The following is a 25,195-nucleotide window of genomic DNA, read 5'->3' on the forward strand; positions in this document are numbered from 1 at the left end:
AACTACGTTTCGGCCATTCGATAGCCGAAAAATTGTTTAAACTCCCTCCTTCTTTTTCGTAGAGTGAGCATCTTCTTTTCGACCATCTCCTTTCGATTAGTTAAATATAACTTATCATATAAATTCAATTTTGTAAATATTCAGAATAATTTTCTTTACAATTAAAATTACCCCCTTCTTTTCCACATAATATTTGAACAATAACGCCAAATTCGCTATGATGGTCATGACGAAAGAGGTGTAATTATGTCGAACCCTATTACAGATAAAAACAAACAAGTGAATTACTTAAAAGAACGTCTTCAAATTTTTGTTGAAGTTTTAGATGCCATTGATCCCGAAACTGCAGATATTGAGGATATCGACAGACTCATTCAAATTATCGATGATGTTGAAGAAAAAATGGACCAATTCAATCACCGTAACGATTCAACTAAAGAATAAGTAATGAAATCGAATGAAACCATCTGAAACTATTCGGATGGTTTTTATATTGGAAAGAAAAGTTAAACCATTAAAAAATGATAGAATAAAAACCTTAACTCTCTATCTCTCTTTTTTTCGTGAAATGAAAAAGGTATAATAGAATTGAGAGTAAATTTCTTTAATATTCTGGGGGGAATATAAATGTCTCAAGTAGCGACATCCTATTTACAAACATTAGAAAAAAGTCTTTATGACTTAGTGAGCGAAACTTCCACTAATTTACCAGCAGACGTTCGCCGTGCGATTAAAAAAGCTAAAGAAGCTGAAAATGCCGGAACACGTGCTGCAATGAGCTTAGACACGATTACAAATAACATCGTTATGGCAGAAGATAACGTTTCACCTATTTGCCAAGATACAGGTTTACCTACTTTTAAAGTAAAAACTCCAATCGGTGTTAACCAATTAGAAATTAAAGCTGCTATTAAAAACGCAATTGTTCAAGCAACTAAAGATGCTAAATTACGTCCAAATGCAGTTGACTCTTTAACTGGGAAAAACAGTGGAGATAATTTAGGAGACGGACTTCCAGTTGTGAAATTTGAACAATGGGAGAAAGATTATATTGAAGTTAAATTAATTTTAAAAGGTGGCGGGTGTGAAAATAAAAACATCCAATACAGTTTACCATGCGAATTAGAAGGTTTAGGCCGCGCTGGACGTGACTTAGATGGTATCCGTAAATGTATTTTACACTCTGTATGGCAAGCACAAGGACAAGGCTGTTCAGCTGGTTTTATCGGTGTTGGAATCGGTGGGGACCGTTCTTCTGGATATGATCTTGCAAAAGAACAATTATTCCGTCCCGTTGACGATGTCAATCCAAACCCTGATTTAGCAAAATTAGAAGAATATATCGTTGAAAAAGCGAATACTTTCGGCGTTGGTACAATGGGCTTCGGAGGTGAAGCAACATTACTAGGATGTAAAATTGGCATTATGCACCGTATCCCGGCATCATTCTATGTATCCGTTGCTTATAACTGTTGGGCTTACCGTCGTATGGCCATCGATATTGATGCGACAACTGGTGAAATTAAAAAATGGCATTATCAAGAAGGAGAAAAAGTTACATTCCGTGATGAGCCAAAAGCTGAAACAAATTCAGAAAGTAAAGTAGTAGAACTTACTGCACCAATTACTGAAGAACAAATTCGTGAACTTAAAGTAGGCGACGTTGTCAAAATTAACGGTCGTATGTATACTGGTCGTGATGCAATTCACCACCACTTAATGAGCCACGATGCACCTGTAGACTTAAACGGTCAAATTATTTACCATTGTGGACCTGTTATGGCAAAAGACGAAAATGGTAACTGGACTGTTAAAGCTGCTGGTCCAACTACTTCAATCCGCGAGGAGCCTTACCAAGGTGACATTATGAAAAAATTCGGTATCCGTGCTGTTATCGGTAAAGGTGGTATGGGGCCGAAAACACTTGCTGCCCTTAAAGAACATGGCGGTGTTTACTTAAACGCTATCGGCGGTGCTGCCCAGTACTATGCGGATTGCATTAAAAGTGTAGATGGTGTCGATTTACAAGAGTTCGGCATTCCAGAAGCAATGTGGCACTTAAATGTAGAAGGATTCACTGCTGTTGTTACAATGGACTCCCACGGTAACTCTTTACACGCAGACGTTGAAAAATCTTCATTAGAAAAACTTTCCCAATATGCGGAAAGAGTATTCTAATTAAACAATGTAATTTCATCAATATTTGTTCATCAAAACCTACAAGGATCATTGATTCTTGTAGGTTTTTTCTTTTCCTCCCCCTCCCTTTACATCAACTTTTTTCATGAGTAAAACAAATATGTTTTACAATTCCACACGTCTATATTATAATAATTATAAATTAATAAGAATTATTAAAAACTCATATGGCAATTGAAAATTATTATCAATATTGAATTATATGAGTTTTGATATTGATATTCATTATCATAAGGAGGCTAAAATGAATACTTCTAATCGAGAAAATAATAATCTAATTGAGAATATAAAAGAACATAAAGAACTTATTGCTGCTTTACTATCAGGTTTCATAACATTATTAGCTTGGCGTATGGAATCAAACGGACTTATAACAGCAGCGATTATCGCCTATTTAAGTGCTTTTGTTATCGGTGGATACGCGAAAGCAAAAGAAGGATTCCTCGACACAATTGAGAACAAAACATTAAATGTTGAATTATTAATGGTGTTAGCTGCTATCGGTTCATCCATTATCGGGTATTGGACTGAAGGAGCAATTCTAATCTTTATTTTTGCTTTAAGTGGTGCTTTAGAATCTTATGCAATGAATAAAAGCCATCGTGAAATTTCAGCGCTTATGAACTTACAGCCTGAAGAAGCATGGTTAGTTCGGGGTACCTTTGAACCGATGAAAGTTCCCGTTTCTACATTAAAGGTTGGAGATCACTTACTCATCAAACCAGGTGAACGTATTCCTGCTGACGGTCAAATTCTAAAAGGTACTTCTTCTATTGATGAATCGGCTATTAGCGGAGAATCTATGCCTGTTACAAAACAAGTCGGTGAACATGTATATGCTGGTACTGTGAACTTAAACGGTACCATTACAATCAATATGACCAAACCGAACTCTGAAACGTTATTCCAAAAAATTATTAACCTTGTACAATCTGCCCAAAGTGAAAAATCTCCTTCCCAACAGTTTATCGAACGTTTTGAAGGGACTTATGTAAAATTTGTACTGCTTGCTGTCGGACTTATGTTATTCCTCCCCCACTACTTACTTGGCTGGGATTGGACAACAACATTTTATCGTGCAATGGTATTATTAGTCGTTGCATCGCCGTGTGCCCTTGTAGCATCCATCATGCCAGCGACCCTTGCTGCGATTTCAAACGGTGCAAGAAATGGCATTCTTTTTAAAGGTGGTGTTCATTTAGAACAACTAAGTGCCTTAAATCTTTTAGCGGTCGATAAAACAGGGACTTTAACTGTTGGAACTCCGACCGTAACAGATATTATCGTAAGGGAAGACTTAAACGAAAAGGATACAATTGCTACTCTAGCTTCCATTGAATCACAAGCAAATCATCCATTAGCACAAGCTATTGTAAACTATGCTAAAAAAGAAAAGATCAATACGATACAAGGAATTGAAATCGAAGATGTTCCGGGATGGGGGTTAAAAGCCCATGACCAAAATCATTCTTACTTAGTTGGGAAACCAGAATTTGTCGGGAAACTTGAAGCTACAAACTTTGCAAACAATGCTGCAGAAAAGTTAGCTGAAGAAGGTAAAACCGTTATCTTTATGAAAGATGAACGAGGCATTGCCGCTTTAGTAGCTATGAAAGATACAGTCCGTGATGAAGCAAAAGTGGCTGTAAAATTGTTAAAAGAGCTAGGAATTGAAGTTGCGATGCTTACAGGAGATAATGAGAAAACCGCTCGAACAATCGCAAGCGAGGCTGGTGTTAATAAATTTATCGCCGAATGTTTACCTGAAACGAAAGTAAATCATATAAAAAATTATTTACAAACTTATCGAAATGTCGGAATGGTAGGAGATGGTATTAACGATGCTCCTGCATTAGCAACCGCTTCAGTTGGAATTGCTATGGGAGGCGGAACAGATGTGGCACTTGAAACAGCAGACGTTGTATTAATGAAAAATGATTTATCCAAAATTGCTTATGCGATTCGTTTATCAAAAAAAATGCAAAAAATTGTGAAGCAAAATATTCTCTTTTCTATCGCTGTTATTTGTCTATTAATCATTTCTAACTTTATACAAGTAGTCGACCTACCCTTTGGTGTAATCGGACATGAAGGCAGTACCATTTTAGTTATTTTAAACGGTTTAAGAATGTTAAAATTATAAACTAAAAAGCTTTCGCTAAATTTTAGCGAAAGCTTTATTCATTATATCCTTTTTTAACTATCCTTCTTTTATGCATTGTTGCATTTAACAATCCACCAAATATTAAAATCATTCCGGTGAAATATAACCAAAGCATTAAAATAATAATGCCAGCAATACTTCCATAAGTAGAAGTATAGTTTCCAAAATTATTCACATAGTAGGAAAAACCATAAATTAGTACGACCCATGACACCGTTGAAAAAAAGGCACCGGGTAAAACACTAATCATATGTAATTTCGGCTCTGTATTCGGTATAATCCAGTACATTAAATTTAAAACGATAAATATTAATATTGGAGGTATAATCCATCGGACAAATCTCCAAAATTCTGAAAAGGTCTCTTCGACACCTAAATAACTAAATAACGAAAAGGCAAATTGATGCCCCAATATCGGTATTAATAAGGCTAGCAGAATGAGAATGACTAGGGCGATTGTAAAAACGAGAGACCACCCTCTGTTAATAAATCCAGGTTTCCTTTCAGTTTCATAGGCGTCATTTAACGTTTTAATTAACGCATTGACTCCCCTAGATGCCGACCAAATTGTCCCGATGACCCCGATAGATAACAATCCACCACCTTGATGGGTCGTTAAAATTTCGGTTATCGTTCCTTGGGTAAGCAAAAAAACTTCTGTTGGTACGATACTTTGAAGGAAATCGAAAACATGTTCTTCATCCAAATCTAAATAAGGTAGTAAAGTAACCATAAAAATGAGTAGCGGGAAAAAGGACAGTAGAAAGAAGTAGGCTAATTGAGCGCCCATTCCGGATATGTCTACATCCCTCATTCGAACAATTAAATCTTGTATAAACCCTTTACCCGTAGTAATGTCGATTTTCGATTCATCAGGATCTATAAAGGATTTTACTAACGATAACGTCTCTGATACGGATGGTTTTCGCTCTTCACTCAATTTCGCCCACTTCCCCTCGATTAAATTTTACGATTCCTTTTTAGATGAATTGGAAATAACCTTCTTCGTATCATTTACAATGCTTTGGACTGTATTCGGTATTTCCTTCACTTCATTTAATTTACTTACAATCGTATTAATATTTCCCGAAAGATCCACATATAATTCTTGTGCCTCTTCTACTTTTCGTTCAATTAATTGTTGTAGTTCTTCTCGATTTTTTGCATAATAAACAAACGTACTTTTCACTTTTTTTGTTGTTTCAATTGCATGTTCTCTTGTTTTACGGTCAAACATACTTATAACAGCACCTGCTACTGCTCCTACAACCATTGACTTTAATAATTTACTTTCACTCATTTATGTTTTCCTCCTAAACAAGATTAAAACATTTTCATGTATAATGGTAATTATTTCTTCACAGTACCATTCTATAAAAAAATAATAGTTTTTTAAAGCAAGCACTAAATGTTATTGACAGGAAGGGCCAGTAATGAAATGATAAATTGGATACTTTGAAAGGTGGGGTCACAATGGATTTAACTAAACCATCGCGGGACAATGTCATCTATATGATTGAGCAAATTAAAGAAAAGCTTCGAATGGTCAATGTGGACGCTATGAAATCAGAGCATTTTACAGATGAAAATTACGAAGACATATTGTATCTTTACGAAATGGTTATGAAAAGAAACACGTTCAGCCCTAGTGAGATGCAAGCGATCGTTTCAGAATTAGGTGCATTACGTAAATAAAAGAAGTTTCCAACAAGGACAACATCCTCGTTGGAAACTTCCTTTTTTTATTTTTTATTATTATTTAAAGCAATAGCAATGCCTGCTCCAACTTTAGCGTTGTTTTTTACAAGGGCAATATTCGCTTTTAATGATTCACCTTCCGTTAATTCTTTCACTTTACCAAGTAGGAATGGTGTCACGTCTTTCCCTTTAATGCCTTTTTCCTCAGCTTCCTGTAAAGCCTCTTCGATAATATTATTAATGAACTTGGCATCAAGGGCATCTTCTTCAGGGATTGGGTTAGCAATGACAGCACCGCCGTTTAAACCGATTTCCCACTTCGCTCTCATCATATTTGCTACATCCTCCACAGTATTTAGACGGAAGTTAACACTAAACTCGCTCTCTCTTGTATAGAATGCAGGTAAAATATCTGTTCCAAATCCTACAACAGGAACACCTTTTGTTTCAAGATATTCTAGTGTAAGTCCGATATCTAAAATAGATTTCGCACCAGCACATACTACAGCTACATTTGTTTGAGCTAATTCTTCTAAGTCTGCAGAAATATCCATCGTGTTTTCCGCGCCTCTGTGTACACCACCGATTCCACCTGTTACGAATAGTTCAATACCTGCTAATTCAGCTGCAATCATTGTTGCTGCTACTGTTGTTGCACCAATTTTTTTCGTAGCTAATAAATAGCCAAAATCACGACGTGAAGCTTTTGCCACATTTTTGGCATTCCCGAACATTTCTAATTCTTCATCTGTTAAACCGATTTTAATTTTACCGTCGATAATCGCAATTGTAGCTGGTACAGCACCCATATCTCGAATAATTTGTTCTACTTCTCTAGCAGTTTGTACATTTTGAGGATACGGCATGCCGTGGGATATAATTGTTGACTCAAGGGCAACGATAGGTAATCCTTTTTCTTTTGCCTCTAATACTTCTTGTGAAAATGATAAATAATTTTTCATAATTGTTCCCTCCAATGATTAATTTCATCTGCATTTAGTTCTTGTCTTACCGTTTTATCGGATTGTAAAGTTTTGGCAGCATTATATAGACCAAACTTTACCGCATCAGAAAATGATTCTCCATACAATACGCCATGCACGAGAGCACTTACAAAGGCATCACCAGCTCCCGTTACATCGATTACTTCCGCTACATTCACTGCATCAAAATAAAAAATACCATTTACGTTTCCAACGATTACACCACGGTCTCCTAACGTTAGAACGACGTTTTTCGCGCCTTTTTCGAGCAGTTTTTTCACACCATCTGTATAGTCGCGATCATTCATCATACGGATATTCAAATACATCTCGGCCTCTTCCTTGTTACAAATGAAGTAAGTAACACCGATTAAATCATCCGGCATATTTTTCATTTTCGGTGCTGAAACCGGGACAATTACAAAGGGGATATCTCTTAAACAGGCTAGATTTTGTAAATAAACTACCGTTTCTTTTGGACAATTCAAATCGACAATAATACATTTAGCGTTACTCAATATCGCTTCATGTTTTTGTAAAATAGACGGCTGAAGTTGATCGTAAATCGACATATCTGCCATTGCTAAAACAAGTTCTCCCGTTTGATCTAATACCGCACTGTAGGAACCTGTTTTCAAATCGGAAAAGACTTCAATATAATTTAAGTCCATAAACGCCTTGCTTTCATGTTCAATAACCTTCGCATCTTGATCTTGTCCGAGTAATGTAATTAATTTCACTTCATTGCCGAGCCTTCCTAAATTTTCAGCAATATTTCTTGCTACGCCTCCGACGCTTTCCGTTACACTCGACGGATTGGACGTCCCGTATTGTACACGGCCATCAATATGGAATTTTCGGTCAATGTTGGCACCGCCAATGGCAACGACTGAATTTTTTTCCGGTAATACATAAGCTCGTCCTACAATTTCTCCTTTTTTAATAAGGCCAGAAATAATGTTGGCTAAAGCAGGCCTCGACATACTTAATTGTTCAGCCATTTCTTGTTGTGATAAAAAAGGATTGTTCTTTATCGCTTGAAGAACGAGCAGCTCTTTTTCATTCACTGACATACCACCTTATATGTACAATTGTTTTAATGGCGAAACATTTGTTTAAAATTATAAACTTTTGTTTGACATTAGTCAAAATAATTTTTCAAATGAAAAAACCCGAAAGTAATATAATTTACTTTCGGGTTATTTATTATTGTTCATTTACTTTTGTACCATCTTCTTGAACAAGTTGTTGTATCAACACTTCTACACGACGGTTTTTCGCTCTTCCTTCTTCTGTCTCATTTGAAGCAATAGGCGAATATTCCCCATATCCCTTTGCACTAAAATATTTTGGATCTAGCTCAGGATTATGGTCGATAATTAATTTCATTAAATTGACAGCCCGCATCACGGATAATTCCCAATTCGATTTAAATTCCTCGGTATTTTGAGGGACGTTATCCGTATGTCCTGTAACGACAATATAACGGGCTGGATCCATTTGTAATAGTTTCGATAGCTCATCGGCAATATCTACATAATCTTGCTTCACATCTGCCTTACCTGGATCAAACAATATACTATCTCGAATTGTAATTAATAACCCTTCGTCCGTCATTTTCGTAGCGAAAGTACTTTCTAATTCATTGACCGCAATAAAATTATCAACCCGCTCTTGGATTGCTTGTAATTCTTGTTGGTCTTGAACATAGGCACTTACCGAAACACCGTCTGTTACAGTATTCGAAGACTCTACAACGGAAGAGTGTTCCATAAAACTATAACCGCCATCAAATATTTCACTAAAAACAGCAGACATTTGTTCTAACTTTTCTTGATCTACGGTACTAGAAGCAAATAACACGATAAATAATGCCAATAGTAGCGTTAATAAATCCGAGTAGGGTAAAAGCCATGACTCATCCACATGATCGTCGTGCTTTTTTCTTTTAGCTTTCTTTGCCAAGGCCACCCGCCCCGCTTTCATTCATAATTTGTTGGCGTTCATCCATTGTTAAGTAGGAAGCTAATTTTTGTTCAATTACCCTTGGTGCTTCCCCTTCTAATACAGATAAAATACCTTCAATCATTAAATACTTTTGTTTTACTTCTTCTGCTGATTTTCGTTTTAACTTATTGGCAAACGGAGTCCATAAAACATATCCAGTAAAAATACCAAGTAACGTTGCAACGAAGGCAGCAGAAATGGCATGACCTAGTTTATCAATATCACTCATATCCTTTAAGGCAGCGATTAAACCTACAACTGCCCCTAATACCCCTAAAGTTGGGGCATATGTACCGGCTTGGGAGAAAATTTGTGCACCACTTGCATGCCGATCTTCCAATGCTTCTACTTCTTCCGTTAGTACATCGCGAATATAATCCGCATTTTGACCATCAATCGCTAACGTAAGACCATTTTTTAAAAATGGATCTTCTACTTCAGATGCTTTCACCTCTAATGCAAGTAAACCTTCTCTTCTTGCTAAGTCAGCCCATTCAGAAAACATTTTAATAATTTCTATGTCACTCTTAAGTTTTGTTTCAGTAAATAAAATTTTAAATAGCTTTGGTACTCGCTTTAATTCTTTTGTCGGGAAAGCAATTGTTACAGATGCAATTGTTCCTACAATAATAATTAAAAAAGCAGCAGGGTTAATTAAAGCACTTAAACTAGCACCCTTTAACACCATTCCAACAAATACAGCAATAATACCAAGAACAATCCCTATTATCGTTGATAAATCCATATACGCTCCTCCAAATCTTCAACCTACTATTTTTTTCGACATGTTTTCTATAATTTTTACATCCTTATTTCAGAAAGTGCCAGGTTCATCATTTTTTCCTGTTTATTCAGCAAAAAACAACACTATTTAACTAGGTTAATATTTGTATCGGCCAATGAGTAAAAAGAATAATACATAATAATTAAGTTCATTAGGTATAATTAGCCAAATATAATAATAAATTAGTATATTTATTAGCTTTAGCATAAAAAATATTAGCAATTCATTCTCAAAGCTTCGTGAAATTGCCAATATTAATTTTCATCTTAAGATACAATTGTTTATGAATATATTGTATAATAGGAAACAATGACACTTGTTTATAAGAAAGGAGTCTTTCAACAATGGGTATGTATATTTCTACTGTAGTGGGCTTTTTCGTAGTAATTATGATTGCTATGGCTATGTTCATTCATTACTTACGCGTCGGTTTAAACTCTGCATCATCTGTTAAAATCGATCCTAAACCAACTGAAAAATATTAATGAAATATTCGTTAAGTCGACCAAATCCATTCCGGGTTTGTCGACTTTTTTCATATATACTATAATTTAAGCTATCAACAATAAGGGGTTGTGGAATGATGAAATCATCTTTAAATGAAATTCTTAGTTTTAATGAGTCATTTGTTAAATTTAAACAATACGAACCCTACATTACATCAAAATTTCCTGATAAAAAATCAGTTATTTTAACTTGTATGGATACTCGTTTAGTTGAATTGCTTCCAAAAGCTATGAATATGCGTAACGGAGATGTAAAGATAGTAAAAAGTGCCGGGGCACAAGTTAGCCATCCCTTTGGAGCTATTATGCGTAGCTTATTAGTAGCTGTTTATGAACTAAAAGCAGATGAAGTATATGTGATTGGCCATCATGATTGTGGGATGAGTGCAATTGATCCAGAATTGATGATTCACCATATGATTGAACGTGGTGTAAATGAAGATATTATTAATACTGTAAAATTTTCAGGTATTGACTTAGTGGAGTGGCTTAGAGGATTTGGAGATGTTTCAACAAGTGTTTTGAAAAGCGTTGATTTAATTCGCAATCACCCATTAATGCCAAACGGAACGCCTGTCCACGGACTAATCATGGATCCGAATACTGGGAAGCTGGATTTACTTTCCGATGGGAATGAATATTTAACGAAAAATAATTTGATTGATACGACAAAAATTGAACAATAATGTAAAAGGGTTAATCTTAAACGATCGTTTAACATTAGCCCTTTTATTGTACGAAAACGTTTATGAATAATAATCATATCGTAGTAAAGAATATAAATAATGATCTTCCCAACGGCCGTTAATATATAAAAGCTCTCTTAATAGACCTTCTCGAACGAAATGGGCGTTTTCTAATACTTTAATGGAACCATCATTTTTCGGTGATACATAGGCTTCAATACGATGTAATTGTACATTTTGAAAGGCAAATTCAACGACTTGTTTAACTGCTTCCGTAGCAAAACCTTTTCGAGTATAATTTTCATCAATCGAGTACCCGATGAACGCACTATTATAAGGCAACCTTTTTATGGCATATAACGAAATATGACCGATTAAATAATTCCTTCCCTTTTCATAAATACCAAAGGAATATTCTCGATTTGCTCGTAGCAAATGCATACTCTCTAATATTTTTTTAAATTGAGCTTCTTCCGTGTAAAACTCATCCTCATGGAGAGGTTCGTGGATAGACCAAAAATACTTATTCCTTCTCATTAAATCCGCTAAATTTTTTGCATCGGATTCCACTAATGTCCGTAATAATAATCGATCACTTTCGAGCTTTATCAAATGATCACCCTTTTTATGTAGTAAATTCAAAAATTTTTTTACCATCCCGTATACCTTAAAGCCTTTCCTCAAATTTTATCCAACTGTTTCCATCATTTACATTATGAACGTCTTTATACAACCCTTAAGAAATTATTCTTGATGATTAAAAAAATTCCTTTAAAATACTTCTTATTAATAATCGCTTATTTTTTATCCACTATTACATGTATGCATACAATAAACTGAATATTTACGCCCAGCTTATTATGCTTTCTAAATGTTTGAACATTATATTAGTAAAGGTTACTTATTTTCAAAAAAGGGATTCACCATCTAATCAAAAGTAGGATATTATAATTCATATGCTCTAAACATCCATTGAAAACTAGGAGAACTGTAGCTATATTTTATATCTGTATTTTTTTATCGAAAGCAATTGAAAGATTGTTTAGGTTTTTCCAAAATTTTATTACTATTTGGAAATTGTTGTTCAAATCTTAGTAAATGTATATAATTTTATAGAAAGGAGAGGAAAGAATGGGTCGTATAATCCTGCTATTTACATCGGTTATTGTAGTCACACTTTTTACAGTCAATGCATTTTGGCTACAATTCAAAGGGCATTCCACTATTCAAATTATAGATCGTTTACCGATTCTATTTGCACCAGCTAATTTTATTTATTACATATGGGTTCTTGTGTTCATTTTTCTTTTCCTTTGGATATATAACTACATAAAATTACGCCGCACTGATTATTTTATTTCGATACCCCAAGTTATTCTTTTTTTATGTGTAGTTATTTTTCAAATTGCTTCCCTGTGGAGTTGGCATAGTGAACATTTTTTACTATCCTTTGTTTTATTTTTTATACAAGTCATTTTATTATTTGGACTTTATTTAACTTATCCATTAAAAAAGGAATTGTTCAAATTAAGAATGCCTATTGCTATTTATTTTAGTTGGTCTACCTATCTACTAATTCTACATGGTTGGTACTTACTTGTTGATATGCAGTGGAAAGGTTTCGGTTTAAGCAGTGCCCTTTGGACAGTTATTCTTATGACAATCGGTACAGCCATTGCACTACATCTTCGTTATCATCATTTTGATATTGTGTATCCAATCGTTTTTATATGGTGTTATTTAGGAATTGCAGTTTCAAATGGTTTTGATGAACTTTTAGTAACGACCGCCGCTCTTTTCTTAATAGGTGTTTTGGTAGTGGGCATATTCTTTATGAAAAAAAATCCTGCGCACTTGAAGTAATTCTTCAAGTGAACAGGAATTTTTTTTTAATCTTCAATTTGTGTAATGATGATTGGTTTGTCTTTCGTAACAATAACCGTATGTTCGATTTGTGCTACTAAAGATTTGTCAGGTGTAATAAATGTCCACCCATCTCCAGCTTCCACAATATGTTCTGCTTTTTCGGATATGAATGGCTCTACAGCTAAAACCATTCCTTCCTTCATAATCGTTGCATCCCAAGCATCATAATAATTTAAAACGTGATCTGGTTTTTCATGTAGGGAACGGCCAATTCCGTGACCAGTTAAATTCATAATAACAGTTAAACCATTATCTCTCGCTTCCCGTTCAACTGCTTTACCAACTCGATTTAACTTTGAGCCCGCTTTTACTTTTGTCATCGCACGATCAAAGGCAGATTTTGCAACCGTACATAGCTTTTCCTTTTCAGTATAACCACTTCCTACAACAAAGGAAATACCCGTATCCGCAAAATATCCATTTAAAGAACCAGAAACGTCAATATTGACCATATCTCCTTCTTTAATTTCCTTTGAACCAGGAATCCCATGGGCAACTTCGTGGTTTACACTAATGCAAGTATAACCAGGGAAATCATATTCTCCTTTTGGTCCAGAAATTGCGCCTGCCTCTTCAAACATACGTCCTGCAATTTCATCTAACTCTTTTGTCGTAATACCCGGTTTTGTTGCTGCTTTCATGGCTTCACGAATTTCAGCGCAAATACGGCCAATTTTTTTCAATGCTTCTAATTCTTCTTTTGTTTGAACAATCATGTTAAACGTCCTTCCTATATACATATCTTTATATAATATACCATAATCGAAAAGGTTTTTATGACAATTGCACCTGATAGGAAATCGTTTTTTCTTTTCAGAATTATCTATACGTAGTCCTTTTTTAGATCGAATGATGGGATTATCTATTCAGTAATAAAACATTTCTCGAACTTTCATTGTTTCTATTTAAACAACTAAAAAACCAAGAATACCGTATCGATTCTTGGTTCTTCTTTATCATATTATAGAATTTATTTTATTAAGAATTGGCTTTTAGTAATCTAGGAGAAGCCGTAAAGATTAGTACACCAACGATCGCAGTTAAAATAATCGCTGGAATCATATAAGATCCGTTATAAACGATTGTGTACACCCAGACGTTTTGATCTCCTGCATACTCTGCAAAGAATACAGCACCAGCAATGGTATGTGCTGCGTAACGCAACAATCCACCAACAACTGTTCCAAAAACAATGTATAATCCCATTCTTTTTTTATTTAAATTCGTAGCAGCATCGACGATTTGCTTGCGGAATATACCTGCAAATCCGACTACTGAAAAGGCAACAATATAGTCTAGTAACCCTTGAGCCCAGTGAAGGATATAGCCACCAAGAAGGATTTGGATAAGACCGATTAATAGTCCAGTGATTATTCCAGCAGATAATCCCCAACGAATAGCGATTAAAAGAATCGGAACCATCACAAAACTAATAGAGCCACCTTGTGCCCATAACGAAAACGATAATTTGTCTAACACAACACCAATTCCCGCGAAAATAGCAATTTCAACGAGCATTAATAATCTTTTATTGTTCATAACAACTCTCCTCTCTTTTATTCCGATGTAGAACATTGAGAAGGAATAGAAATCTTCGCCCATTATTATTTGGAAACAATGCCCCTTTACTCCAAATAAATATCCGCCTGTAAAACAGGCGGTTTTAGTAACGCCCTATAAGGGCTCCTTACTAACTGCCCCTAAAGGGGCTTTTTTAATTGACCGTCAACCGTATTTGTTCTTTAATCTCGTTTAAATGGGTCTATATATTCTCTACTCGTCATTTGATCACGTAATCGATCTTCAGCTTCTTGTTCCCTAATGTATTTTGCTACCGCTTTTTCGTTAAGACCTACTGTAGTGACATAATATCCTTTTGCCCAAAACGTTCGATTTCCGTGTTTATATTTTAAATTTGCATGTCTATCGTGAATCATTAAAGAACTCTTTCCTTTTAAATAGCCTACGAATTGTGATACGGATAATTTTGGAGGAATTTTAACCAGCATATGTATATGATCTGGCATTGCATGTCCTTCTATGAGTTCTACGTCTTTCATTTCACATAGACGTCTTAAAATCGCTCCGATGTCTTTTCTTAATTCACCGTAGATTACTTTCCTTCTGTATTTTGGTATAAAAACTATGTGATACTTACAATTCCATCTTGTGTGTGATAAACTATTGTCGCTCGACATTGAGCAAAACTCCTCTCGATTTGAATTTGGTTTGACGGCCATTTTCATTATATCGAGAGGAGTTTTTAATTCCATCTCCATTACCACTCTAAAAGTATATTTTCACACGTGCAGAGCACGTGGTTTTAAAAGAATTAATAAAAATGGCGTCAGGACAGAGCCTAAACGCCATGAATGGAGTCGGTTTCTATCCACATCCCTTCGCAAGTACTAACTTACAGGTTCAAAGAGTTAGTGCAATAAGTGCACAATCTCAGCTGACTTCATCAGCTCCCCTTGTGGTAAATACATCATTTTTTATTGTTAGAACACATTTATTGTATCAAAGTATATGATTTTTTCAACTAGGTTATTAAGATAAAAATATGTGTCTTAAAAAAGAAAAGGAGAAATACTAGCTTACTTAATCGTTCCTTCAATTTCTCCATTTTTTGAAATGGTAAACTCTAAACTTTTTATCGGTAACTCTGATTCTAAAATTTCATTTAATGTATGATTTTTAACAAAATCTTCAACTTTAGCTTGCTCCTTTATTTGCACAAACTCCACCATGATTGGTTTACTTTTTAATCTCTCTAAAACACTATTAATTTTGCTTTTATTTTCAAATGAGAGAGTGCTATCGAAAACATACAATTTAATCAAGAAATATTTACTATTATAATAATCTTCAAAGTCTTCAATACCGTCTTTGTATTCTTTTATACTTTGTGTTAATAATTTTATTTTTGTATTCGCATTTGGTAAGTATTCTCGTACAATTTCGTTCATATATTCGGAACCTGGTTAATTTTTCCTTTTATCCTACTTATTCTTGTTTGATGTGTAATCTTTAAAACCATCTTTATCGATATAAAGTCTATATTCATTCAAAATCTTATAATCTTTTAAATTAGATTTATCAAAGAAAGATAAGCTACTAGGCTTTTCCAAAAAAGCTTTCGTAATCCTTATCCGAAATTAAAAAAACATTCATATAATATACTATTTCTGGGATTTAGCTGTGAATCTTTTCCATAATAAGCTGAAATGAAGTAGATGTAATTGTCGAATTCTCTTTTACAACAACTGAAGTTGTAATATATCTAGGAGAATATTTTTCAACATATTCAGCTAGCGTGATATCAAGATTTGTTTCTTCTTTATCATTAGCACTAAGATAAAACATATTAGTAGAAGTCTGTAATTCGACTCCATCCATTTCACCTTTTATTTCTTCATTTATATTCTCACTAATAATTCGTCCAATATAATCGTCTTTTAATTCACCCTCTTTTGTTGTAATCGCATTAAAATGGAGTGTTTCGTCATTTTGGGGGTAAACATATGTTTGAACCGTGCCGCTTCCACCTCTACGGGATCTTCCTCCAATTGAGGACACTTCAAATTTAAAACCATATTTATCCTCAAGCGATGTTTCAATCTTGTTAGACGTTGTTTCATTTAATGAGCTGCATCCACATAGAGTCAAGAGTGTAGCTACCATCACAACACTATCTAAAAACAATATTTTGTTTTCATTTCCAACCTACTCTCGCATAACTTTTAATTAATTTCCCCGATTTAACATGTTGTTTATAGCTTCGTCCGAATCGACGAAACCATCTTTTGTTAACTCAACAAAAACTTTACTATCATAGTCATAACCTTCTAAATCAGAGGGATCTATATTTGCCACATTCTTTAACGTTTTATTCACTTTTGTATATTCATCATCATTAAATATCCAATAAGTTGCGGAAATAGAAGGGCCATTAAACTGATTGTAAGTTTGTTGTACAATCGTTTTTAATTTTTCTGCTGTAATACTATCACCATTTTTCATGACAATTTCAACGAAAATATAGTCCGTTTTCGATTTTTCAATATATTCATCGATTGTCATATCTGTTGTAATATCAAAGGATTGTTCAGTATAACTATTAATCCATGAAGAAGCATCTAATCCTTGATCTTCAATCACTTTATTAAAAACCGATGCAAATTTATTCATTAAAAGCATCTCAGGGTAATTTTCAATAATGTTTTTTGATTTGTCCATAATGGCTGTAAATAGAATGTCAGATTCTAATGCTTTCACATACGTCGTTACCGTATCATTACTTTTCGTCCCCCACCGTTCCCCTAAATATTGAACTTCAAAGGATTCATTGTACTTTTCGGATAACTTTTCCTCAATGATTTTAGCTATTTTTTCATTTACATCACTCCATCCTAATAGACTTACAATAGAGAGTGTGATTAATAATCTACCTATCCTTTTTAAATCGAATTTCATTCATAAACCTACCTTTACCTTTGTGTTAACCCCAATTTACTCCACAAGTTCAAATTGCTTATAAATATAATGGTACCAGATTCTAACAAAGAGGCTGGGACATAACTAGCTTCAAATAGTGAGAAAGGTGAATTTGAGGAAACTCAAATTCACCTTTCTCTATTTTGGTGTGTAAATTCTTTTTTTCTGGTTCTATTATAATTGTTGGGGTTTTCATTCAATTATGAAAAAGAAAATGCACAACATCGCCTATTTTACTATACTTGAATTGTCGAGAAACAAGTAGTAAAGGTGAGTTGTGCAGTATGAATTTTAACATGCATTTACCAGGATTAAAAGGAGTAAACCTTGAGGAAATTGTTGAACAAGAAAATAGAATTTTAGTGTATATTTCAATACCCATAAAAGAACACATTTGTCCAGCATGTGGTGAAAAGACGTCGAAAGTACATGACTATCGAATGCGTAAGATTGGGCATCTTCCAATGTGGGGACGTTCAACGCAATTGATGTATAAATGCCGCCGTTATCGTTGTATTTGTGGGAAGCGATTTGCCGAAAAGGCCCCATTTGTTGAGCGTTACCAACGTTTTTCTAAAGAAACAAATCAAGCCATGATTATTCAATCGGTTAAATCAAAAACATTTAAAGATGCTGCAATGATACTCGGTACATCCATTTCAACAATACTACGTAGATTCAATAAACAGGCAAAAGCAGCGTTACCAGAAGGGTTTCGTTTACCAAAGGCGATTGCCATTGATGAATATAAAGCAGATACAGATGCCGGGAAATATCAGCTAATTATAGCAAATGCGGAAACACATGAACCAATTGATATTTTGCCGAATCGGCGACTACAAACGATAAAAACATATTTACAAAAATATGGACAAGATGTGGAAATCGTTGTGATGGACATGAATGGAAGCTTTAAAGCAGCTGTCCATCAAGCATTAGCAAAGCCAATCATTGTAGCGGATCGATTCCATTATTGTCGTTATATTCATTGGGCTTTAGACGACGTCAGAAGGAAAGTTCAAAAAGAAATGCATGCTTATGATCGCAAAAAATGTAAACGTATGCGATTTGTTTTACATAAAAACTCTGCAAAATTAACAGAAGATGAGCGTTGGTATTTAAACCGTTATCTTGGATTATCACCTGAATTGAAAAAAGCCTATGAGTTAAAAGAAGCGTATAAAAAGTGGTTTACACAAGCTAAGGAAGAGAAGAATATTCAAAAGGTCAAAGAAGGTTTAGAAGCGTTTTACCGCAAGGTAGAAGAGGCAAACATTCCATCTTTTATAAAACGTATTCAAACGATAAAAAACTGGCAGGTAGAAATCTTGAACAGTTTTATATTTAATTATTCAAATGGATTTCTAGAAGGGATTAACAATAAATCAAAAGTGCTCAAGCGAAATGCTTATGGATTCCGCAAATATGAGCACTTTAAAGCAAAAATTTTATTAGGTCACATGTATAGAAAAATAGGGTTGCATGTTGGATGAGGGATCGAAGCGAGCCGCGACCTGCCATCCAATTCTTCCTCGCTACGCTTCGGAAGAATTGGATGGCAGGAAAAGATTAATCTGTTCCTCAAATTCTCTTGTTCTCTCAAACTTCACCCCCAGATTTGACAAAGGACCTTTTTTCTTTAGTTAATGGCCGTGAATTTTCTTAAATTCACAGCCATTAACGCGAGGCCCATTTCGTTTTCTACCTTCGATTTTCCTCGTACAGAAAATCGAGTGAAACGCAAATTAGCCTTCAAGAATCCAAAAACTGGTTCCACATCGATTTTGCGTCTTCGATAAATGGCACTTGTTTTCTCTTCTGAAAGCTTCGCTCTTACATATTCTTTTTGCTGTTCCCATTTTTCATTTACCATTAATTTTCGATTGTTGCCTTCTTTAGCTTTGGTACACGATGAACGGAATGGGCATCCCGAACAGTCTTCACACTCGTAAATTTTGAGCTTCCGTTGGAAGCCTGTGTGGTCATTACGGACAGAATAATATTGAAATTCAAGACGTTTTTGATTAGGACATGTATATGTATCGGTTTCTTCATCATACGTCCAGTTATCGGGATTAAATATGTTTTGTTTATACTTTTTCTTTTGTTCTTTCAAATACATACTATACGTAATAAGTGCTTCTCGTTTTCTATTCGAAAGGATATCATGAAAGTTTTGTTCACTACCGTAACCTGCATCTGCAACAATGTGTTTTGGTAACTCAAAATAATGTTGCTCAATCTCATCTAGAAATGGAATTAACGTACGTGTATCTGTTGGATTTGTATATATACTATAGGCAAGCGTATATTGACCTTCCGTTGCGATTTGTACATTATATCCAGCTTTTAATTGTCCGTTTTGCATATAATCATCTTTCATTCGCATAAACGTCGCATCTGAATCTGTCTTAGAATAGCTATTGCGTGTACCAAAGATTTCAAAGTCTCTTTCGTATTTTTGTTTACGTAGGACAAAATCAATCAACTGCTTGCGTAATTGTTTCGGGTATTTACGTTTATTTCTTAAGGCTTTTCGTTCTAGAACATCTGATGATGTTTCAATTTGTTTATCATATTCAGTTACGACATCGTCCACTTTTTGAACTAATTGAGCGAGTTCTTCCAATGATAACTGTTTATCGCTTTCACGTTGAATTTCAGGTATGATTTCACTCTCTAGTAGCTCATTGTATAGCTGGTTTGACTTTTCAATTAAATTTTGGTGATATTTTTCAATGGTTTTCTTCCAAACAAACGTAAATTTATTCGCATTTGCTTCAATTTTTGTACCATCGATAAAAATCGCTTCTTGATCAATAAGCTTTTCTTCAATCAATTGGCAACGGAATTGAACGAAACATTGACGAATTAAATCTTTCACTTCTGGTTGAATACGGAATCGGTTGATTGTACGGTAGCTTGGTTCATATCCTTGGGCTAGCCACATCATTCGGATACTGTCTTTTAATAGGGCTTCAATTTTCCGTCCTGAGAAGATAGATTGTGTATAGGCACATAAGATAATTTTAAGCATCATACGTGGATGATAGGCAGGACACCCCTCATTTCGTAGAAATGGTTCGAACGCTTCATGAGGGATACTTTCAACTAGATGATGGATATGGAAAGCAATATCATTATTTTGTAATTTTACTTCTAAATCTAAAGGCAAAATGAGTTGATTCATGTTATAATCTTTAAACATAAGGATCCTTCTTTCGATATGGTTTTGTGTGGTAACTTAATTTTATCAGAAGAGGTCCTTATTTTATTGTAAAAAATTCAAAGCCGGTGAAATTTTACTTTTCGTAAAATTTCACCGGCTTTTTTTATTTAGAGGAGGGTTTTGTCCCAGCCTCTTTTCTTTTTGCTATAAATTTATGATTATTTATATTCTTTGTTAAGTTTTTTATTCTTAGAATCTCTATTTCTCATTGAATAAGAAAATGAGCCTATTTTTACTTTACGACGATCGATGTTTTACTATAGCCCTCTTTTAATTTTTCAACTTGTAAAATTGCCGGCATTGCTGCTTTTAACTCAGAAACATGTGAAATGACCCCAATCATTCTTCCTGATTTTTGGAGATCGATTAATGTATCAATGGCCTTCATAAGCGATTCTTCGTCAAGGGAACCGAATCCTTCATCGATAAACATCGTATCGATTTTTACATTGCCTTGGAAACTTTGAATAACATCCGCCATTCCTAAAGCAAGACATAAAGAAGCATTGAATTTCTCTCCTCCTGAAAGGGATTTTACATCCCTTGATTGCCCAGTATACGTATCATACACATCTAAGCTTAAACCACTTTGGCGTCCATGGGATTCTTGACGGTCTGAACATTGTAAGTAATATTGACCATTGGACAAATTTTTCAATCGAATGTTAGCTGCTTCTGTAATTTGTTCCAAATACCCCATTTGAACGTAGCGTTCAAAAGATATTTTTTTACTATTTTGACCGCGCAACAAATTATATAAGTTAATAATTTGATTCGACTTTTCTTCTAATTGGAAAATTTGGTTCGCTACATGATCAAGTTTTTCTGAAAAATCAATCGCATGTCGCTCACAATCCTTCGAAGTATTTAACCTTTGCAATGCTTTTTCATATTCATCCTTTAAGCTTTGGACTTCCGCTTCTGCTATTGTTAAGTCAACCTTTTGTTTTCCCTCTAATTCAATACTTTCTTCTTTTACTTGTGTAGATATGGAGTGTAGTTCATTAGAAAACTCCATAAACAATTGATATAAACTTTGTATTTCGTCATCCGTTCGTAAAGCTGATTCAAATTGTTTATAGTTATCGAATCCTGCATCAGCCATCGATTGTTTAAATTGCTCTTTGGCATGCTTTAACTTTTCTTCTAAATGCTCAATATTTTTAGTCGTTTGTTTTACTCCTTCTTCAGTTGTCGCAACAAACTTTTCCACTTCTAATAAATGCTTTTGGACCTTTTCCCATTGTGCCAATAAAGCATTTTTTTGAATTTCCGTTTCCTGGATTACCTGCTGTAATTGACTCAACTCTTGTAAATGAGGAGGAATCGACTTTTGTTGTTCCGAAAGGATAATATTTTCTTTTAAAAGCTGTTCATTTTTTTGTCTGAAAGTTTCTTCCGTTTGTTTTCGTATGCGCTCTAATTGTTCATAGTTTTCTTTCATTTGTTTTAATTGTTTTTTATATTGAGCTAGTTTATCCATTCCTAATTTTACTTGTTGCACGTTTTCATTTACCGCACTCAATTGTTGAATGAAAGTGTCTTCATTATCAATCGAAGCTTTTAATCGTCCTAGTTCTAGTTCATATTTTTTTACTTGCTCCTGCAATGTATTATAATTCGCTTCAATCGAATATTTCCGTTGTTCTACACTAGCTAATAAAGACTTCCTATTTCTTAATGAATTTTCATCCACTGCTTCCTCGTGGTTTAAATTTACTTGCTGATGGTCAGTACTACCACAAACAGGACAAGGTGTTCCAGGTATTAAGTTTGTAGCAAGAAGGGCAGCCTGGTTACTTAACCATTTCTTCTCTTCCAATTCATAATCTTTTCGAGCCGCATTATATTCCTCAACAATCTTTTCATATTGCTCTTTGAATTGATTTGCCTTAACCACTAACTCTTTGTAACGGGCGAACGTATTCACGACTTCTCGCAAATACACTTGCTGCTCAAGAAGCTCGTTTAAATTTCCCGTTTTTTCTTCTAATTGTTCAACTAAACCATTTATGCGAGCCAATTGCTCCTTTTCAGTGGCTAATTGTTTGTCCACTTTTTCGAAGATCGTTTTTGCACCTTGTACTTCCGTTTCTAAAGTATGGACGATTTGATTTTGTTTTTCAATTTGTTCATAAAGGGGGACAAGCTTTTGAAGTTCATTTACTTTTTGGGTTAATGCATCCCTTTCTGATTGTTTTAAAGATTCCCGTTCATAAGCATTTTGGGCATCCGTTAAATCTCTTTTTGCCTGTTCCAACCGCTGCATCATTTCTGAAAGAATCTGTTGCTGCTTCACTTTGTCCTGATATAAAGCATGGCATTGTTGATTTAAAGGTTGAATTTTACCCGCGGAAATGGCCGCTTCATATTCTTTTTTCTTTTGTTCATAAAGGGGTTTCTGTTGCTCTAATTGCTGTAATGTCAGCTTCTTCTTTTCGTAGGACTCAATTCGATCATTTAAAGCTTTAGCAGCCAAAAAATGATTGTACTTTTCGTGATGATTCTCAACCGCTTGCTCATAGTTTTTTTGATCATCTTTTATTTTTTGTTGATAATATTGAATTTCCTCAACTAGAGCATCCTGGATTTGATAGATATTTGAATTTTGGTCTAATACAGTAAAGAGAGTGGAATCCCTTCTTGGAAGTGCCCCTGCAATTTGAGCTACGTAACTATTTTTCAAAGTTCGCGCTCTATCTAACTCTTGGTCGGCCAATTTCTTCTTTTCTTCTAACTTTTGCGTCATCTCGCCGTATCGATTTGTTTTAAAAATTTTACGCAAGATTGCTTCTTTATTATCCGATTGGGAGGTTAATAGTTTACGAAATTCCCCTTGAGGCAACATGACAATTTGACTGAATTGGTCGTAGGTTAAGCCGATAATATTTTCTATTTTGTCATTAATATCCGTTACTTTTTGACGTTCCACAGCTGGTATTTCTTGTCCGTTTACGATTTCAAAGAACTCATATTTTTCACCAGTAGCGGTTTTCCGCCCCTCTTTCACATGAGGAAGTTGTCGTAGTATACGATAAATTTTTCCATGGATTTCAAAAATGAGTTCTACCGCAGTATGTACATTATCTTCTGCAAAGTCACTACGCAACATTTTCGTGTCTTTCCGGTCCTGGCCACTACCAAAGCCATATAAAGCAAAACAGATTCCATCAAAAATGGTCGTTTTCCCTGCACCTGTCGAACCTGAAATGACAAATAAACGGTTATCTTGTAGCTCAGTGAAGTCAATTACTTCTTCATTTTTATATGGACCAAATGCTCTCAATGTTAATTTAATTGGCTTCATTTCACGACCACCTCTTTTGTTTCCCGTTCTTCTTCGAGCATTTCTTGTAACACTTCCTCAAATAGTTGCTGAGCAATATTAGAAGGTTCTTCTCCTAAAATTTCTTGATGAAATGCTTTAAATAAACTAAGCTCATCCATTTGTTCCCTGCGAATGGCTTCCCCTTGTTCTGATGACTCTAATCTTGGTAAAGTTTTACGTTCTACATGCATGGCATTTGGATAAACCGTTCGAATTTGTTCCATTGCCCCTACCACCGGAGTTAGATCGGTCAATCGAACAAATACATAATCTTCACTAATTGAATGTTTTAATATTTCTTGAATAGATCCTTCAACGATTCGTAAATCCCTTCTTGGACGGAAAGCTCGCTTTTCGACTGATACTTGTCCATCAGCATCCAATTCAACGATTAAATAACCTTTTTCATGATTGGCTTCCGATGCCGAGTATTTTAAAGGTGATCCAGCATAACGAATCGTTTCATTTAATACATAGTGGGCTTTATGTAGGTGACCAAGGGCTGTGTAGTGAAAAGGTTTAAAATGTTCTGCACTGACGCATTCGGAACCACCTATCGCTAAAGGTCGTTCGGAATCGCTTGTATTGTCTGCATGTTCTCCATAAGGTGTTACAAAGGCATGTCCAATAAATACATGCCGTTTTGATTTATCCATTTTCTCCTCAATGGACTCAATGACCTTTTTCATCGCATCATCGTAACTACTAATATTGTTATCTTCAAAAATATGTTTCACTAAAGAAGGTTCAGCAAAAGGAACTAAATGAAAATGGACTTCTCCAAACTCATCCTCCAATACAATCGGTTGTAAATTGGACGATAACTCCCCAACAATATGTAAACCAGCCTCACTCATTAACTTACTTCCAAACTGCAAACGTGTTGGGCTATCATGGTTTCCTGCGATACTTAATACCGGCACTTTCCGTTTCAATACGATTTCAGCTAATAGTTCATCTAATAAATCAACTGCTTCAACTGGAGGCAATGCCCGGTCATATAAATCACCGGCAATAATGATCACATCGGGTTGTTCTTCATCAATTGCTTGTAAAAATTGTTCTAACACATAACGTTGATCGTCCGTCATATAAATTCCTTGTACAAGCTTTCCTAAATGCCAATCTGCGGTATGAAATATTTTCATTATCGTCGAACCTCCATTCATTTTTTCACCAATTTATTTT

The 25,195-nt window shown here is 34.8% G+C and carries 24 protein-coding genes and 1 riboswitch; of the genes, 8 read left to right on the forward strand and 16 right to left on the reverse strand.

Annotation, left to right across the window (positions count from 1 at the left end; translation table 11 throughout):
* Nucleotides 1-246 precede the first annotated feature (246 nt).
* The 3 genes from MHH69_RS15205 (at nucleotide 247) to MHH69_RS15215 (ending at nucleotide 4,342) form a co-directional block, all read left to right on the forward strand.
* Nucleotides 247-444, forward strand: coding sequence for an SE1561 family protein (locus tag MHH69_RS15205; RefSeq protein ID WP_122971932.1), 198 nt, complete (start codon nucleotides 247-249; stop codon nucleotides 442-444).
* A 183-nt stretch (nucleotides 445-627) separates the two neighbouring features.
* A complete protein-coding gene (locus MHH69_RS15210) occupies nucleotides 628-2,178 on the forward strand; it encodes a fumarate hydratase (RefSeq protein ID WP_122971931.1) in 1,551 nt (516 codons plus the stop codon).
* Nucleotides 2,179-2,443: 265 nt separating this feature from the next.
* Nucleotides 2,444-4,342, forward strand: a complete 1,899-nt coding sequence (locus MHH69_RS15215) for a heavy metal translocating P-type ATPase (protein ID WP_122971930.1) — start codon at nucleotides 2,444-2,446, stop codon at nucleotides 4,340-4,342.
* Between the two features lie 34 nt (nucleotides 4,343-4,376).
* Here MHH69_RS15215 and MHH69_RS15220 read toward each other — a convergent pair whose 3' ends face one another.
* Both MHH69_RS15220 and MHH69_RS15225 read right to left on the reverse strand, forming a co-directional pair.
* Nucleotides 4,377-5,303: a YihY/virulence factor BrkB family protein gene (locus MHH69_RS15220; protein ID WP_122971929.1), complete on the reverse strand. Its 927-nt coding sequence runs from the start codon at nucleotides 5,301-5,303 to the stop codon at nucleotides 4,377-4,379.
* Between the two features lie 27 nt (nucleotides 5,304-5,330).
* Nucleotides 5,331-5,663, reverse strand: coding sequence for a YtxH domain-containing protein (locus MHH69_RS15225; RefSeq protein ID WP_122971928.1), 333 nt, complete (start codon nucleotides 5,661-5,663; stop codon nucleotides 5,331-5,333).
* A 173-nt stretch (nucleotides 5,664-5,836) separates the two neighbouring features.
* On the opposite strand from MHH69_RS15225, the gene MHH69_RS15230 reads away from it, so the two are divergent.
* Nucleotides 5,837-6,058 (forward strand): DUF1128 domain-containing protein, encoded by a 222-nt coding sequence (locus MHH69_RS15230; RefSeq protein WP_122971927.1) that lies wholly within the window; start codon nucleotides 5,837-5,839, stop codon nucleotides 6,056-6,058.
* Between the two features lie 47 nt (nucleotides 6,059-6,105).
* On the opposite strand, the gene MHH69_RS15235 is transcribed toward MHH69_RS15230, so the two are convergent.
* From MHH69_RS15235 to motA, 4 genes are all read right to left on the reverse strand, one after another.
* Nucleotides 6,106-7,023 carry a pseudouridine-5'-phosphate glycosidase gene (locus MHH69_RS15235; protein ID WP_341362651.1) on the reverse strand — a complete coding sequence of 306 codons (918 nt, stop codon included), beginning with the start codon at nucleotides 7,021-7,023 and terminating at the stop codon, nucleotides 6,106-6,108.
* On the reverse strand, nucleotides 7,020-8,111 hold the full coding sequence (locus MHH69_RS15240; RefSeq protein WP_122971925.1) for a PfkB family carbohydrate kinase: 1,092 nt from the start codon (nucleotides 8,109-8,111) through the stop codon (nucleotides 7,020-7,022). The genes MHH69_RS15235 and MHH69_RS15240 overlap by 4 nt, the downstream gene beginning before the upstream one ends.
* A gap of 139 nt (nucleotides 8,112-8,250) precedes the next feature.
* Complete coding sequence (gene motB / locus MHH69_RS15245) at nucleotides 8,251-9,009, reverse strand: flagellar motor protein MotB (RefSeq protein ID WP_341362652.1); 759 nt, start codon at nucleotides 9,007-9,009, stop codon at nucleotides 8,251-8,253.
* Nucleotides 8,993-9,796 carry a flagellar motor stator protein MotA gene (gene motA / locus MHH69_RS15250; RefSeq protein ID WP_122971923.1) on the reverse strand — a complete coding sequence of 268 codons (804 nt, stop codon included), beginning with the start codon at nucleotides 9,794-9,796 and terminating at the stop codon, nucleotides 8,993-8,995. Before motA ends, motB begins: the two co-directional genes overlap by 17 nt.
* A gap of 383 nt (nucleotides 9,797-10,179) precedes the next feature.
* On the opposite strand from motA, the gene MHH69_RS15255 reads away from it, so the two are divergent.
* Both MHH69_RS15255 and MHH69_RS15260 read left to right on the forward strand, forming a co-directional pair.
* Nucleotides 10,180-10,320: a hypothetical protein gene (locus MHH69_RS15255; protein ID WP_158599695.1), complete on the forward strand. Its 141-nt coding sequence runs from the start codon at nucleotides 10,180-10,182 to the stop codon at nucleotides 10,318-10,320.
* Between the two features lie 95 nt (nucleotides 10,321-10,415).
* The gene (locus tag MHH69_RS15260) at nucleotides 10,416-11,027 is read left to right on the forward strand and encodes a beta-class carbonic anhydrase (RefSeq protein WP_341362653.1); all 612 of its coding nucleotides are present in this window, start codon (nucleotides 10,416-10,418) and stop codon (nucleotides 11,025-11,027) included.
* Between the two features lie 60 nt (nucleotides 11,028-11,087).
* Here MHH69_RS15260 and MHH69_RS15265 read toward each other — a convergent pair whose 3' ends face one another.
* Entirely contained in the window at nucleotides 11,088-11,639 is a 552-nt protein-coding gene (locus MHH69_RS15265; protein ID WP_341362654.1) for a GNAT family N-acetyltransferase, read from the reverse strand.
* Nucleotides 11,640-12,158: 519 nt separating this feature from the next.
* Between MHH69_RS15265 and MHH69_RS15270 the strand changes: the two genes are divergently transcribed.
* A complete protein-coding gene (locus MHH69_RS15270; RefSeq protein ID WP_341362655.1) occupies nucleotides 12,159-12,890 on the forward strand; it encodes a hypothetical protein in 732 nt (243 codons plus the stop codon).
* A gap of 26 nt (nucleotides 12,891-12,916) precedes the next feature.
* Here MHH69_RS15270 and map read toward each other — a convergent pair whose 3' ends face one another.
* The 6 genes from map to MHH69_RS15300 all read right to left on the reverse strand — a co-directional run bounded on the left by map (nucleotide 12,917) and on the right by MHH69_RS15300 (nucleotide 17,429).
* Complete coding sequence (gene map / locus MHH69_RS15275) at nucleotides 12,917-13,669, reverse strand: type I methionyl aminopeptidase (RefSeq protein WP_341362656.1); 753 nt, start codon at nucleotides 13,667-13,669, stop codon at nucleotides 12,917-12,919.
* A 262-nt stretch (nucleotides 13,670-13,931) separates the two neighbouring features.
* Nucleotides 13,932-14,492: an energy-coupled thiamine transporter ThiT gene (gene thiT, locus MHH69_RS15280; RefSeq protein WP_341362657.1), complete on the reverse strand. Its 561-nt coding sequence runs from the start codon at nucleotides 14,490-14,492 to the stop codon at nucleotides 13,932-13,934.
* Between the two features lie 203 nt (nucleotides 14,493-14,695).
* Entirely contained in the window at nucleotides 14,696-15,151 is a 456-nt protein-coding gene (tnpA, locus tag MHH69_RS15285; RefSeq protein ID WP_341362949.1) for an IS200/IS605 family transposase, read from the reverse strand.
* Between the two features lie 179 nt (nucleotides 15,152-15,330).
* A riboswitch (TPP riboswitch) is annotated at nucleotides 15,331-15,438 on the reverse strand.
* Nucleotides 15,439-15,550: 112 nt separating this feature from the next.
* Complete coding sequence (locus tag MHH69_RS15290; protein WP_341362658.1) at nucleotides 15,551-15,922, reverse strand: hypothetical protein; 372 nt, start codon at nucleotides 15,920-15,922, stop codon at nucleotides 15,551-15,553.
* 226 nt (nucleotides 15,923-16,148) lie between these two features.
* Nucleotides 16,149-16,637, reverse strand: a complete 489-nt coding sequence (locus MHH69_RS15295; RefSeq protein ID WP_341362659.1) for a hypothetical protein — start codon at nucleotides 16,635-16,637, stop codon at nucleotides 16,149-16,151.
* A 63-nt stretch (nucleotides 16,638-16,700) separates the two neighbouring features.
* The gene (locus MHH69_RS15300; RefSeq protein WP_341362660.1) at nucleotides 16,701-17,429 is read right to left on the reverse strand and encodes a hypothetical protein; all 729 of its coding nucleotides are present in this window, start codon (nucleotides 17,427-17,429) and stop codon (nucleotides 16,701-16,703) included.
* A gap of 305 nt (nucleotides 17,430-17,734) precedes the next feature.
* On the opposite strand from MHH69_RS15300, the gene MHH69_RS15305 reads away from it, so the two are divergent.
* On the forward strand, nucleotides 17,735-18,943 hold the full coding sequence (locus MHH69_RS15305) for an ISL3 family transposase (protein ID WP_341362661.1): 1,209 nt from the start codon (nucleotides 17,735-17,737) through the stop codon (nucleotides 18,941-18,943).
* A gap of 146 nt (nucleotides 18,944-19,089) precedes the next feature.
* Here the strand turns inward: MHH69_RS15305 and MHH69_RS15310 are convergent, their stop codons facing one another.
* The 3 genes from MHH69_RS15310 to MHH69_RS15320 all read right to left on the reverse strand — a co-directional run bounded on the left by MHH69_RS15310 (nucleotide 19,090) and on the right by MHH69_RS15320 (nucleotide 25,155).
* On the reverse strand, nucleotides 19,090-20,658 hold the full coding sequence (locus MHH69_RS15310) for an IS1182 family transposase (RefSeq protein WP_341361490.1): 1,569 nt from the start codon (nucleotides 20,656-20,658) through the stop codon (nucleotides 19,090-19,092).
* Nucleotides 20,659-20,911: 253 nt separating this feature from the next.
* Complete coding sequence (locus MHH69_RS15315) at nucleotides 20,912-23,986, reverse strand: SMC family ATPase (protein WP_341362662.1); 3,075 nt, start codon at nucleotides 23,984-23,986, stop codon at nucleotides 20,912-20,914.
* Nucleotides 23,983-25,155 (reverse strand): exonuclease SbcCD subunit D, encoded by a 1,173-nt coding sequence (locus MHH69_RS15320; RefSeq protein ID WP_341362663.1) that lies wholly within the window; start codon nucleotides 25,153-25,155, stop codon nucleotides 23,983-23,985. Before MHH69_RS15320 ends, MHH69_RS15315 begins: the two co-directional genes overlap by 4 nt.
* Nucleotides 25,156-25,195 lie beyond the last annotated feature (40 nt).

The sequence above is a fragment of the Ureibacillus sp. FSL E2-3493 genome (genome assembly GCF_038077515.1).
GTDB lineage: Bacteria > Bacillota > Bacilli > Bacillales_A > Planococcaceae > Ureibacillus > Ureibacillus halotolerans.

What these genes read in the sequence shown, in the direction of transcription:
- MHH69_RS15205 (WP_122971932.1), top strand. Translation starts at nt 247, where the DNA reads ATGTCGAACCCTATTACAGATAAAAACAAACAAGTGAATTACTTAAAA.
- MHH69_RS15210 (WP_122971931.1), top strand. Translation starts at nt 628, where the DNA reads ATGTCTCAAGTAGCGACATCCTATTTACAAACATTAGAAAAAAGTCTT.
- MHH69_RS15215 (WP_122971930.1), top strand. Translation starts at nt 2,444, where the DNA reads ATGAATACTTCTAATCGAGAAAATAATAATCTAATTGAGAATATAAAA.
- MHH69_RS15225 (WP_122971928.1), bottom strand. Translation starts at nt 5,663, where the DNA reads ATGAGTGAAAGTAAATTATTAAAGTCAATGGTTGTAGGAGCAGTAGCA.
- MHH69_RS15230 (WP_122971927.1), top strand. Translation starts at nt 5,837, where the DNA reads ATGGATTTAACTAAACCATCGCGGGACAATGTCATCTATATGATTGAG.
- MHH69_RS15235 (WP_341362651.1), bottom strand. Translation starts at nt 7,023, where the DNA reads ATGAAAAATTATTTATCATTTTCACAAGAAGTATTAGAGGCAAAAGAA.
- motA (WP_122971923.1), bottom strand. Translation starts at nt 9,796, where the DNA reads ATGGATTTATCAACGATAATAGGGATTGTTCTTGGTATTATTGCTGTA.
- MHH69_RS15255 (WP_158599695.1), top strand. Translation starts at nt 10,180, where the DNA reads ATGGGTATGTATATTTCTACTGTAGTGGGCTTTTTCGTAGTAATTATG.
- MHH69_RS15260 (WP_341362653.1), top strand. Translation starts at nt 10,416, where the DNA reads ATGATGAAATCATCTTTAAATGAAATTCTTAGTTTTAATGAGTCATTT.
- MHH69_RS15270 (WP_341362655.1), top strand. Translation starts at nt 12,159, where the DNA reads ATGGGTCGTATAATCCTGCTATTTACATCGGTTATTGTAGTCACACTT.
- map (WP_341362656.1), bottom strand. Translation starts at nt 13,669, where the DNA reads ATGATTGTTCAAACAAAAGAAGAATTAGAAGCATTGAAAAAAATTGGC.
- thiT (WP_341362657.1), bottom strand. Translation starts at nt 14,492, where the DNA reads ATGAACAATAAAAGATTATTAATGCTCGTTGAAATTGCTATTTTCGCG.
- tnpA (WP_341362949.1), bottom strand. Translation starts at nt 15,151, where the DNA reads ATGTCGAGCGACAATAGTTTATCACACACAAGATGGAATTGTAAGTAT.
- MHH69_RS15290 (WP_341362658.1), bottom strand. Translation starts at nt 15,922, where the DNA reads ATGAACGAAATTGTACGAGAATACTTACCAAATGCGAATACAAAAATA.
- MHH69_RS15295 (WP_341362659.1), bottom strand. Translation starts at nt 16,637, where the DNA reads ATGGTAGCTACACTCTTGACTCTATGTGGATGCAGCTCATTAAATGAA.
- MHH69_RS15300 (WP_341362660.1), bottom strand. Translation starts at nt 17,429, where the DNA reads ATGAAATTCGATTTAAAAAGGATAGGTAGATTATTAATCACACTCTCT.
- MHH69_RS15305 (WP_341362661.1), top strand. Translation starts at nt 17,735, where the DNA reads ATGAATTTTAACATGCATTTACCAGGATTAAAAGGAGTAAACCTTGAG.
- MHH69_RS15310 (WP_341361490.1), bottom strand. Translation starts at nt 20,658, where the DNA reads ATGTTTAAAGATTATAACATGAATCAACTCATTTTGCCTTTAGATTTA.
- MHH69_RS15315 (WP_341362662.1), bottom strand. Translation starts at nt 23,986, where the DNA reads ATGAAGCCAATTAAATTAACATTGAGAGCATTTGGTCCATATAAAAAT.
- MHH69_RS15320 (WP_341362663.1), bottom strand. Translation starts at nt 25,155, where the DNA reads ATGAAAATATTTCATACCGCAGATTGGCATTTAGGAAAGCTTGTACAA.